This window comes from Comamonas sp. FUJ_7 (genome assembly GCF_057369555.1).
Window position 1 is genome coordinate 592,008 of record NZ_JBXXZI010000001.1, and the last position, 12,285, is coordinate 604,292.

The 12,285-nt window shown below is 56.2% G+C and carries 9 protein-coding genes and 1 pseudogene; 2 read left to right on the forward strand and 8 right to left on the reverse strand.

Translation table 11 applies throughout. From position 1 onward, the window contains the following. Nucleotides 1–40: 40 nt before the first annotated feature. Together iscR and uvrB are read right to left on the reverse strand one after the other, a co-directional pair. Nucleotides 41–577: a Fe-S cluster assembly transcriptional regulator IscR gene (gene iscR, locus AC2I9W_RS02645; RefSeq protein ID WP_066481443.1), complete on the reverse strand. Its 537-nt coding sequence runs from the start codon at nt 575–577 to the stop codon at nt 41–43. A 226-nt stretch (nt 578–803) separates the two neighbouring features. After that, nucleotides 804–2,870, reverse strand: a complete 2,067-nt coding sequence (uvrB, locus tag AC2I9W_RS02650) for an excinuclease ABC subunit UvrB (RefSeq protein ID WP_486408493.1) — start codon at nt 2,868–2,870, stop codon at nt 804–806. A gap of 176 nt (nt 2,871–3,046) precedes the next feature. Between uvrB and AC2I9W_RS02655 the strand changes: the two genes are divergently transcribed. Next, entirely contained in the window at nt 3,047–4,243 is a 1,197-nt protein-coding gene (locus AC2I9W_RS02655) for an amino acid aminotransferase (RefSeq protein ID WP_486408494.1), read from the forward strand. Nucleotides 4,244–4,313: 70 nt separating this feature from the next. On the opposite strand, the pseudogene AC2I9W_RS02660 reads toward AC2I9W_RS02655, so the two are convergent. The 6 genes and pseudogenes from AC2I9W_RS02660 to AC2I9W_RS02685 form a co-directional block, all read right to left on the reverse strand. After that, nucleotides 4,314–5,289: pseudogene (locus AC2I9W_RS02660) on the reverse strand (IS5 family transposase). 139 nt (nt 5,290–5,428) lie between these two features. Then, complete coding sequence (locus tag AC2I9W_RS02665) at nt 5,429–6,346, reverse strand: pseudouridine synthase (RefSeq protein ID WP_486408495.1); 918 nt, start codon at nt 6,344–6,346, stop codon at nt 5,429–5,431. A 146-nt stretch (nt 6,347–6,492) separates the two neighbouring features. Next, entirely contained in the window at nt 6,493–8,043 is a 1,551-nt protein-coding gene (locus AC2I9W_RS02670) for a methyl-accepting chemotaxis protein (RefSeq protein ID WP_486408496.1), read from the reverse strand. Between the two features lie 492 nt (nt 8,044–8,535). Further along, nucleotides 8,536–9,909, reverse strand: coding sequence for an HD-GYP domain-containing protein (locus AC2I9W_RS02675; RefSeq protein WP_486408497.1), 1,374 nt, complete (start codon nt 9,907–9,909; stop codon nt 8,536–8,538). A 192-nt stretch (nt 9,910–10,101) separates the two neighbouring features. Next, the gene (locus AC2I9W_RS02680) at nt 10,102–10,740 is read right to left on the reverse strand and encodes a 3-oxoacid CoA-transferase subunit B (RefSeq protein WP_486408498.1); all 639 of its coding nucleotides are present in this window, start codon (nt 10,738–10,740) and stop codon (nt 10,102–10,104) included. Between the two features lie 9 nt (nt 10,741–10,749). Next, the gene (locus AC2I9W_RS02685) at nt 10,750–11,451 is read right to left on the reverse strand and encodes a CoA transferase subunit A (protein WP_158391463.1); all 702 of its coding nucleotides are present in this window, start codon (nt 11,449–11,451) and stop codon (nt 10,750–10,752) included. A gap of 74 nt (nt 11,452–11,525) precedes the next feature. On the opposite strand from AC2I9W_RS02685, the gene AC2I9W_RS02690 reads away from it, so the two are divergent. Continuing rightward, complete coding sequence (locus AC2I9W_RS02690) at nt 11,526–12,068, forward strand: LuxR C-terminal-related transcriptional regulator (RefSeq protein ID WP_486408499.1); 543 nt, start codon at nt 11,526–11,528, stop codon at nt 12,066–12,068. Nucleotides 12,069–12,285: the final 217 nt, after the last annotated feature.

Below are 12,285 nucleotides of genomic sequence, written 5' to 3' on the forward strand. Positions count from 1 at the left end.
CTGAGGAGGTCGCTCCAGCGCGGCTAAAGCGACGTTTCCATCAGGATTTGGCAAATGCATTGCCCAAAGCAAATACCGAATTGGGGGCATTCACACGGATAGGCTTGACCACAGGGGCTGTGGAGATGGCACGACGTACCACAGGCTTGTCTTCAATCTGAATGCCCTTGGCCAGTTGCTCATCCACCAGCTTTTGCAGAGTGACAGAATCCAGAAACTCCACCATGCGCTGATTCAGTGCAGCCCACAGCTCATGGGTCATGCAGCGACCGGCTTCGCCCAAGCAATTTTCTTTGCCACCGCACTGGGTTGCATCGATAGGCTCGTCGACCGACACAATGATGTCGGCCACAGTAATATCTGCAGCCTTGCGTGCAAGGGTGTAGCCGCCACCAGGGCCACGAGTGGATTCCACCAGTTCATGGCGACGCAGCTTGCCAAACAGCTGCTCCAAATAGGACAGCGAAATCTGCTGACGCTGGCTGATTGCAGCCAACGTCACAGGGCCATTGTTTTGGCGCAGGGCCAAGTCGATCATCGCGGTGACCGCAAAGCGGCCTTTGGTCGTAAGACGCATACGAGCTCCTTCAGTCAGGATTGTTCGTTACAGAAACGCACGTCTGGCACAGCACCTAGACGAGCAAAGTCTCCGCCCTTACTCCGTCCTGTGATTAGGCTCAGAGCCCTTCTGTGAGGGAATTTTTTGTTGAGTGTTTGACACGAGTATATCACATTCCCCATCAATTTTGTCGGGTAACAGCATGCAAACATGTAATAACCCCGATGCCACCACAGGAGATGCCCTACGTAGCCGCACCGAACAATTGCTGCTTCAGCAAAGAGAGCTGATCTCGTACACGCGCAGCCTGTTCAAACTCCAAGCTCTTGGCGTGCTCCAGCATTTGCTTCTCAAGCCTCTTGATTTCCCTGGCAATATCCTTCTCGGACATATCCTCAACACGCGCCTGCTGTAGGGCCTGCTCCTGCAGGCGCTCTGCCTCTTTGCCGCTCTTTTCGCTGTACACCCCATCAATCAGGTCTTTCACCCTCTTGACAATCTGCTTAGGCTCAATTCCATTGGCTTCGTTAAAAGCCATCTGCTTGGCGCGACGCCTTTCCGTCTCTCCAATGGCTTTTTTCATGGATTCCGTGATGCGGTCCGCGTACAGAATCGCCTTACCGTGCACATTTCGAGCAGCACGGCCAATGGTCTGAATCAAGCTGCGCTCGGCACGCAAAAAGCCTTCCTTGTCAGCATCCAAAATCGCCACCAATGAGACCTCAGGAATATCAAGACCTTCGCGCAGCAGGTTGATACCCACCAGCACATCAAATACACCCAAGCGCAGGTCACGGATGATTTCCACACGCTCCACCGTGTCCACATCGGAGTGCAGATAGCGCACCTTCACGCCGTTGTCGGTCAGATATTCCGTGAGCTGCTCGGCCATGCGCTTGGTCAGCGTGGTGATGAGCACGCGCTCTTCCAGCTCAACGCGCAGGCGGATTTCCTGCAGCACATCATCGACCTGATGAATGGCTGGCCGCACTTCGATCTCTGGATCCAACAGACCTGTGGGTCGTACCACCTGCTCCACCACCTGCCCGGCATGGGTCTTCTCGTATTCAGCGGGCGTGGCCGAAACAAAAACGACTTGACGCATACGTTGCTCGAACTCTTCGAATTTGAGCGGGCGGTTGTCCAGCGCCGACGGCAGGCGAAAACCATATTCCACCAATGTGGTCTTGCGCGCCCGGTCGCCGTTGTACATGGCGTTGAGCTGACCGATCATCTGATGGCTTTCATCCAGAAACATCACCGCATCACGTGGCATATAGTCCGTCAAAGTGCTGGGCGGATCACCAGGCTTGGAAGCCGACAGATGGCGCGTGTAGTTCTCAATACCCTTGCAGTGCCCTACTTCGCTAAGCATTTCCAGATCAAAGCGCGTGCGCTGCTCTAGGCGCTGGGCCTCGACCAGCTTGCCCATACCCACCAGTTGCTTGAGGCGCTCAGCCAGCTCTTCCTTGATGGTTTCCACCGCCGCCAGCACCTTGTCACGCGGCGTCACATAGTGGCTGCTGGGGTAGACAGTAAAGCGCGGAATGCTTTGCTTGACGCGGCCTGTGAGCGGGTCGAACAGCTGCAGAGTCTCCACCTCGTCATCAAACAGCTCGATGCGCACGGCCAGCTCTGAATGCTCGGCAGGGAACACATCAATCGTGTCGCCGCGCACCCGAAAAGTGCCGCGCGAAAAATCCTGATCGTTGCGCTGGTACTGCATGCGAATCAGCTGCGCAATCGCATCGCGCTGATTCAGCGTGTCGCCGGCGCGCAGCGTCATGATCATGCGGTGATAGCTCTCGGGCTCGCCAATACCGTAGATGGCCGAAACTGTGGCCACGATCACCACATCGCGCCTCTCCATGATGGATTTGGTGCAGGACAGACGCATCTGCTCGATGTGCTCGTTGATGGCGCTATCCTTTTCGATGAACAGGTCGCGCTGAGGCACATAGGCTTCGGGCTGGTAGTAGTCGTAGTAGCTAACGAAGTATTCAACCGCATTTTTTGGAAAGAACTCTCTGAACTCCGAGTACAGCTGCGCCGCCAAGGTCTTGTTGGGCGCAAACACGATGGCCGGACGCCCCAAGCGCGCAATCACATTGGCCATGGTGAAGGTCTTCCCCGAGCCCGTCACGCCCAGCAATGTCTGAAAGGACTCGCCGTCATTGACGCCTTCGACCAGTTTTTCGATGGCCGCAGGCTGATCCCCCGCCGGCGGGTACGGCTGGAACAACTCAAATGGCGAATCTGGATAGTTCACAAATTGGCCTTGCGGCTGGAGAGCAATATTTTGTTCCTGCATGACTTCATACCTATTACGCATAGGCTTGACTCAGAGTAGAATGTCAGACCAACCCTCAAGCCTAACCTAGGCCGACGCATTTTTTTGGTCACTCTGTACAAACTGCATCGTCAATACGTGTTCAGAGCAATAGCTGGGGGTGACCTGACTTATTTCCATCCCTCAAGGATATTTTCATGTCTCTGTTTACCGCCGTCGAAATGGCCCCCCGCGACCCCATCCTGGGTCTGAACGAGCAATTTGCTGCTGACTCCAACCCCAACAAAGTGAACCTGGGCGTGGGCGTGTACTTCGACGACAACGGCAAGCTGCCTCTGCTGGAGTGCGTGCAAGCCGCCGAGAAGGCCATGATGGAAAAGCCCACCGCACGTGGCTACTTGCCTATCGACGGTATTGCCGCCTATGACAACGGCGTCAAGGCCCTGGTGTTCGGCGCCGAGTCCGACGTAGTCAAGTCCGGCCGCGTGGCTACTGTGCAGGCCATCGGCGGCACGGGCGGTCTGAAGATTGGCGCCGACTTCCTCAAGAAGCTCAACCCCAACGCCAAGGTCCTGATCTCCAACCCCAGCTGGGAAAACCACAAGGCCATCTTCACCAACGCTGGTTTCGAAGTCGGCACCTACGCTTACTACGATGCAGCCACCCGCTCCATCGACTTCGCCGCCATGCTGGCCGACCTGAACGCGGCCGCTGCCGGCACCGTGGTCGTGCTGCACGCCTGCTGCCACAACCCCACCGGCTACGACATCACCGCCGCTCAGTGGGATGAAGTGATCGCCGTCGTCAAGGCCAAGGGCTTGGTCGCCTTCCTGGACATGGCCTACCAGGGCTTTGGCCACGGCATCGCCGAAGACGGCGCCGTCATCGGCAAGTTCGTTGCTGCCGGCCTGAACATCTTTGTCTCGACTTCCTTCTCCAAGAGCTTCAGCCTGTACGGCGAGCGCGTGGGTGCCCTGTCCGTGGTGGCTTCCGACAAGGACGAAGCCGCTCGCGTGCTTTCGCAGCTGAAGATCGTCATCCGCACCAACTACTCCAACCCACCTACACACGGTGGTGCTGTGGTCGCCGCTGTGCTGAACACCCCCGAGCTGCGCGCTCTGTGGGAAAAGGAACTGGGCGAGATGCGTGTGCGCATCAAGGCCATGCGCCAGAAGCTGGTGGACGGTCTGAAGGCTGCCGGCGTACAGCAAGACATGTCCTTCATCACCACCCAGATCGGCATGTTCTCGTACTCTGGCCTGTCCAAGGACCAGATGGTGCGCCTGCGCTCCGAGTTCGGCGTGTACGGCACCGACACCGGCCGTATGTGCGTGGCTGCGCTGAACAGCAAGAACATTGACTATGTCTGCAAGGCTATCGCCGCTGTGATCTAAGTTCACGATTCAGGGCTCGGCCCTGAAAGCAAAAAGAGCAACGGACTTTTAATCCGTTGCTCTTTTTTCTTCAAATGGCGTTGTTGCATAAATCCAGTTTGAGACGAGCTAACCCAAACCCCGTCCGTGGCCATGCCACGGCTGCCGTCTGAGGGCGGCCCAGCTCAGTAAACCGATTCAATATGGCTGCTCGAATATGCAGCTCGTTGACTTGCCGCTCAAAGGTACGGGACATCACCCGTTCGCCCAGCCGCTTGATGCAATTCATCTTGGTTTCCACCAAACTTCGCCGGTGGTAACCAATCCTGCGTTTCCAGATAGTGCGCCCCAAGCTCCTGCACGCAGCAATCGCTGCATTGCGGTGCTCAAAAACAGCTCCCTTGCGCACTCGTGAATTCTTACGGGGTGGAATGATGGGTATAGCGCCGTGCCTGCTGACCGCTTCGTAGGCAGGCTGTGTGTCGTAGGCACCATCACCCGTTAGGCTTTTGAGTACTTCATCTGACGGTAACTGCCCCAGCAGGTCTCCGAGCACAGAAGCATCACTGACGTTATTGCTCGTCACGCAGATGGCCCGAATTTGCAAGGTGTCGGCATCAATGCCTATGTGCCGCTTACGCCTATTCAGCACCGTGCTTTTTGCATTTCCACTCGCCTTCGCCAAGGAATTTGATACCTGTTGAGTCCACCAGAAGGTGCAAGCCTGCTTTGCTGCGGGAGTAAGGAATCTGGACATTCAAATCTCGTTGCCGCCTGCACAGGGTGCTGAAGTCTGGAACTGGCCATGCAAGGCCACACAGTTGCAGCACCGACTCCACCAAGCCTGTGGTCTGCCTCAGTGCCAAGCCAAACAAGTTCTTGAGAGTTAAGCAAAACTGGATGGCTGCATCAGAGAACTTCGGGCTTCGCCCGCGTTTGCCGCTGACAGCTGCAAACCACGTCATGCGCTTGTCCAGCCAGATGGACAAGGAGCCCCGGGACTTGAGGGCTGCGTTGTATTGCTTCCAGTTGGTGGTGCGGTAGCGAGGTTTGTGGGGCTGACTCATGCCCCAAGCCTACCGCTGGCTGGACATCGATTTATGCAACAGCACCGCGCTGAACATGAAAACTCCCGCTGAGGCATTTGCATTAGCGGCCTGACCTGTGCAGAAACTGCTGGGTCGATACATTAGCAGCCGGGCTTTCTCAGTCCGCCAGCAAAGGCTGCAGTCTGCGCTTGCTGGCAAATTCGCGAGGCAGCCCGCTCAATGGGTCGTTAAAGCGCAGTGATCTTGCCAGCAGCTGTAAAGGATTGGCATAGTCACCGGGTTCCGGATCGCTGACTACGGGATAGAACGTGTCTCCCTTGAGCGGCAGCCCTAGAGAAGCCATGTGCACTCTCAGCTGATGACGCTTGCCTGAGACAGGACTGAGCCTATAGCGTGCCCAAATGCTGTTGTGCTCAATGATTTCCATATGCGTGAAGCTATTAGGCTCACCCGTCACCTCATGCATGCGAAAGAAATGGCCACTCTCCTCCATCCGACTTGCATGCTCACGAGGAAAACAAAGCTCAGCCCGGTAAGGCGCTACCGCCTCGTAAGTCTTGTGGATGGCCCGGTCACGAAACAACGCCTGATAAATGCCTCGCGTGGCTCGCTGTACAGAAAATACCACCAGCCCTGCCGTATCACGGTCAATCCGGTGAATGGGTGACAGCTCCGGCAGATCAAACTCGCGCTTGAGTCTCACCAATAATGTGTTCTGCAGATACTGGCCTGCAGGCACCACGGGCAAGAAATGCGGCTTGTCGGCAACCAGCAGGTGCTCGTCCTGGTAAAGCACCTGGGCCGCAAATGGAATGTCGGGCTCTGCTGCCAGTTCGCGGTAATAGTAGTAGCGCAAGCCCTGTTCGCAGGCCGTATCAGCCGCCGCGGCCTCCCCTCTTTCATTGACGACTTCTCCCTGCTCTATCCTGCGCAGCCAATCTTGGCGACTGACAGCAGGAAGACGCTCAGACAGAAAGTCGATCAGCAGACCTTGCATCTGACTTGGAAGCACCACACAGCTGGGGCTGACACCATCGCGCACCGGCAGCACCTTGGGATCATGGGAGTTATGCATGGGCCGAAATTCTAGAGCCTGCCAACCACCCAAAGATCCAGCAGACACCTCCCCCACACAGCATCGTCAATGACAAAGACTCTGCAGAGAACAAGTTGCCCTCTCTTGCAGAGCCTTTCAAGCAAGCGCACTCTCAGCGCAATGACTCAACCTCTTTTGAGCCGAAACACGCTGACCATGCGTGAAAGCTCACTGGTTTGTTGCTGCATGGACTGAGCGGCTGCTGTGGACTCCTCCACCAACGCCGCATTTTGCTGGGTCACCAAATCCATCTCGGAGACTGCACGGTTGATCTGCTCAATCCCCATGGTCTGCTCCTGACTGGCGGCAGTGATCTCACCCATGATGTCTGTCACACGCTGCACACTGCTGACAATCTCGTCCATCGTTCTGCCTGCCTGGCTCACCTGCTGACTGCCCTCATCCACCTTAGTGACAGACGCCTGAATCAGCTGTTTGATCTCCTTGGCCGCCTCGGCGCTACGCCCTGCCAGAGAGCGCACTTCAGAGGCCACCACGGCAAAGCCCCGGCCCTGCTCACCGGCACGGGCCGCTTCCACTGCGGCATTGAGCGCCAAGATATTGGTCTGGAACGCAATTCCATCAATCACGCCAATGATGTCTGCTATCTTTTTGGAAGACTGACTGATGGCCCCCATGGTTTCCACCACCTGAGAAACCACCTGACCACCCTTGACTGCAACGCCGGAGGCCGACAGCGCCAGTTGATTGGCCTGCTGAGCGTTGTCAGCGTTTTGCTTGACGGTAGAAGTCAGCTGTTCCATGGATGCCGCCGTCTGCTGCAGCGAGCTGGCCTGCTCTTCGGTGCGCGCAGACAGGTCATGGTTACCCGAAGCAATCTGGCTCGACGCAGTGGCAATACTGTCTGTGCCTTGGCGAACCTGGCCCACCAACTGATCCAAGCTGGCATTCATGTCATGCAGCGCCTGCATGAGCTGGCCTGTCTCATCGCTGCCGCTGACCTGAATACTGCCACTCAGGTCCCCATCAGCCACGCGCCTTGCAGCACTCACCGCATGCTTGAGAGGCACGGTAATTCCCACCGTCAAGCGCCAGGCACTCACAGCACCAATCAGCACAGCCAACACCGCCAGAATCAGGAAATAGGTCTTGCTGCTGTTTTCGATCTGCTCCACCTCGGCGGCTTTCGCATCCAGGCTGGAGCGCTGCAGACTCAGCAACTCACCGAGCAGCTTCAGATAGCCCTGGGCGGCAGGCACAAACCCCTGAGTCAGCATGGCCTCGGCTTCCTCAGCCAACCCTTGTGCCTTGAGCTCACTCACCTTGTCTCGGCTGGCCACATAGGCTTTTCGCACCTCCATGATCTTGGCCATGATCTCGCGCTCCGCGGGCTGAGAGATCAGCGGCTCAATCTTCTTGAGCACATCAGCAGTTCCCTTGGAGGTTGCCGCAGCATCTGCTGCCAGAAAAGGCACTAGACTGGCATCACTGCTTTTTGCAATCGCCGTGGTTCGCGCCACAGCCACGCTGACATTGCTGTTCCAGTCGCTGATCAGGCGCTCTTTACTCAGCGGCTCCTCCATCATCTGCTGGGTCGCCTGCCCCACAGCGTGCAGCTGCCACATACCTATTACCGTGATCAGCACGGCAAACGACAGCACTATGGCGAACCCCAGTCCTAGGCGGGCGCCAATGTTCAGCTTGCTCAATCTCATCGCCTTCATCCACTCCAAAGAAAGTTTCACGACCGCCAAAGCGGCCATCCCTGATGGATGAAATGGGAGCTATGAAAGGCGATATCGTCTGATTTGCAGCGCAATGCCTCTATCGCAAAACGCAACATAATGTAATAGGAATTATCCAGCCATTACGTCGTTGAATTTACGTACTTTGACAATCGATAGCCTGTATTCCAGACCACCTAGGCCCGAAAGGCTTTGCCTGACCATGAATTCCTCCGCCTCTCAGGCTCATCGTGCTCGGCGAATCGGCCCACTTTTCCCGGCCGAGAGCAAGCTGGCCTATACCCCCTGACGCATTGCACCCACGTTTATTTACGCGACATCTACTAAGAGAGCACATGAAAAAAAGCCACCATGTCTTCATGGTGGCTTTTTAAGAAGGCCACTCTTTGCCCTCATCAAACAATAGAAGCCAGCTATCAAATATGGGGACTTGGCAGCAGCTTCATCGCCTTTGCTGTGCCATCAGTTCAGGGTCCGAGAGTCGGGTATCTGGGAACCCCTTGCCTCTGCCGTCACAGTGCCCGGCTCTGCTTGCGGAATCAATTGCATACAAGCTTCAACCCATTCAGCAACGGCAGTCTCCAGCGTCGATCCGCCCTGCCCCAGCGTGGGCCAGCGACGCTGGCAATCATTCATGATGGCCCGCAACTGCCACAGAGCCTCTCGATTCACCAGCGTCAGCTCACTCATACCCTGCGCATCGTCCTTGATATAGCTGAGCACATTCATCTGCTGACTCGGGTGAGAGCCTGCCTCCGCCAGCTGCTTTTGCAGTTGAGCCAAGCTGGCCTCCACCATCACCGCTGCCTGAGCATCAGGCATCTGCTGCCAATGCTCCGGAAAGTCTGCCTTGAGTTCCTTCCACTTGCGCAACACAGCCTCCAGCGCCGTGATGTTTTGGGAAAACTCGGCCTGTAATGGCGCCAAAGGCTTACCTGGGCTGATCTCGTCGTAGAGCAGAGGCAGGATCTGGTGCACCAGGTCAGCGGGGTAGGTCTTGTGGTTCATGCGCAGCATCAGTGACAGGCGCTGTCCCGGCATGTCCGTGAATTTTTCAAAGAAGGCCGACACCACTTCCGCAAGCAGCAACACTTGTCCCATGGGTGAGATGGCGCTGCCTTTGATCCCCCGCGGATAACCGGAGCCATCCATGCGCTCATGGTGCTCAAGCACGGCAATTTCCACTGCACGCGAATAGAGTTCGGTGCTGCGCACAACCAGCATGGCAGTCACAGAGTGCGCCACCAAATGCTTGCGCTCCTCGCCACTGAGGCGGTGATCCGGATCGGTCCAGGCTGGCTCCATATAAAGCATGCCCACATCGTGCAGCAAAGCCGCAGTGGCCAGCGGCACGCATTCACGCTCCGTCCAGCCATTTTTGAGGGCCAGGAACACTGACACCAACGTCATCTGCAAACTGTGATGAAAGAGATCCGCTCGCTGCTCTCTCATCACCGTGAGCTTGAAGGCAATGGCCTGGGGGAGCAACAAACTCTTGATCGGTGCCAGCAAACGCTCCACATCCCCCACAGCAGTGACCATGCGGCGCAGCAACTCTACCTGCACACATTGCTGTCGAGCGAGAGTCAACAGCGACGCTGTATCCACCAGGTTGTCTGCGACTAGGCTGCTATCGATCGGGTCTCGCAGTTTGTGCATGACCAGACGATCGTAGAGACGGCTATCGACGCGTGTACCTTTGTCCACCAGCTTCATGCCCTTCTCGGTATAGATTGCATCGCCGGTCACCACATTGGTGCGTTCGGCCATATCGGTAACGGCGCGCAAAAAATGCACATCATTCGCTCGCCCTACCGCTCCTGCGTTCTCACTCATCAAAGCGCTCTGTTTCTGTCGACTCAATCAAGCCCGATTGTTGCAGATTGAAATAATTCGTGACTCAATATTTAAGCAAAACAGCTCGCATCGCTTGCCCTATCTACCGGCCAGCTATCAAATCTGCTAGCGAGAAGCAAGCATAAAAAAGAACCGCCTAAGCGGTTCTTAGTATCTATAAGGGAAAGCAGCTTATTTCAACAGCGTCACACCAGTCTTTGACTGGATCTCTTCAAAGCTCACGCCATCGGCCAGTTCCACCAGTTTCAGTCCGTCAGGCGTCACATCCATCACCCCTAGGTCGGTAATGATGCGATTGACCACACCAACGCCAGTCAATGGCAAAGTGCAGTTGGGCAGAATCTTCAGATCGGTCGTGCCATCCTTCTTGCGTGCCACATGCTCCATGAGCACGATGACGCGCTTGACACCGGCCACCAGATCCATGGCTCCGCCCATGCCCTTGACCATCTTGCCGGGAATCATCCAGTTGGCCAGATCGCCCTTTTCGGACACTTGCATGGCGCCCAGAATAGACAGATTGATCTTGCCGCCGCGAATCATGGCAAACGACTGGTCAGAGCCAAAAATGGCAGAGCCAGGAATCGTGGTGACGGTCTGCTTGCCCGCATTGATCAGGTCGGCATCAACTTGATCTTCAGTTGGGAAGGGACCAATGCCCAGCATGCCATTTTCGGATTGCAGCCAAACTTCCTTATCACCCGTGTGGTTGGCCACCAAGGTAGGAATGCCGATGCCAAGGTTGACGTAGAAGCCGTCTTCGAGTTCTTTGGCCGCGCGCGCGGCCATCTGGTCTTGGGTCCAAGGCATGACAGCTCCTTATTTCTTTTCTGTAATGGTGCGCTTTTCGATGCGCTTTTCGGGGTTGGCGTTATGCACGATGCGATGCACATAAATGCCAGGCAAGTGGATGTCGTCAGGCGCGATGTCACCCACTTCCACCAACTCTTCAACTTCCACCACGCAAACCTTGCCGCAGGTTGCAGCAGCAGGATTGAAGTTACGCGCCGTCAGACGAAACTGCAAATTGCCGCTCTTGTCGGCGCGCCAGGCCTTGACCAGGGACACGTCAGCGACGATGGAGCGCTCCATCACATAGGTCTCACCATCGAACTCGCGCAGTTCCTTACCCTCAGCCACCAGCGTGCCTACACCAGTCTTGGTGAAGAAAGCAGGAATGCCCGCCCCACCGGCGCGCATCTTCTCGGCAAGCGTGCCCTGGGGTGTGAATTCCAGCTCCAGCTCACCAGCCAGATACTGACGCTCGAACTCTTTGTTCTCGCCCACATAGCTGGAGATCATCTTCTTGACCTGACGGGTATCGAGCAGCTTGCCCAGGCCGAATCCGTCTACGCCGGCATTGTTGGAAGCAACCGTAAGGTTCTTGACGCCACTGGCGCAGACCGCATCGATTAGGGCCTCGGGAATGCCGCACAGACCAAAGCCGCCAACGGCCAGCAATTGCCCGTCAGCAACAACGCCCTGTAGCGCCGCTTCTGCAGATGGGTAGAGCTTTTTCACACATGTCTCCTTGAATTGGAATACGCTACGATACTACGTACCAAAGTAGGTAGTTTTTCGTAAAGAGCAGTCCCATGGTTGTCGATTACCAGCTAGCGTTTGACGCGGCCCCTGTAGGCCTTGTCATCTCGCGCAACCGCATCATGCTCGACTGTAATCGGCAACTGTGCGAAATGTTCCATGCCTCTCGCGAGGTACTCATAGGTCAGTCGTTCCAGGTGCTTTACCCCAGCGCAGATGAGTACGAACGACTAGGCGCACGCATCACCCCCATTCTGAACACCACAGGCGTCTATTCCGACAATCGCATCATGAAACGAGCCAACGGCGAAGTATTCTGGTGCCATGTCAGTGGACGCACTCTGGATCGCAACGACCCCCATGCGTCGGGCATCTGGAGCTTTGAAGACCTTTCAGCCCACCGCCCTGTCAAAGCCGAACTCACGGGCCGCGAACGCGAAGTTGCAGCACGCCTGCTCGAAGGCATGACCAGCAAGGAAATCGGCAAGGCTCTTGCCATTAGTCACCGCACGGTGGAGATCTATCGTGCACGCCTCATGCGCAAGTACGGTGCATCTACCGCCGCCGACTTGGTGCACAAGCTCGTCGTCAGCTAATCCATCGACTGCCACCAAGAGCCATGAAAAGCCGTGCTTTGACATGGTCTTGCCTGTCAACTCCACTCTTACTCCTAGGTCAAACACTTAATTTGACCCAGCGCACTTGTGCAAAGCCAGTGCCTCGCATAGGCTCAAAAGTGTTGCTCAGACTCCTATTCTGAGCACACAAAACAGCACTATCCCCGGACCATATTTCCGCTCACATTTTTTTCTT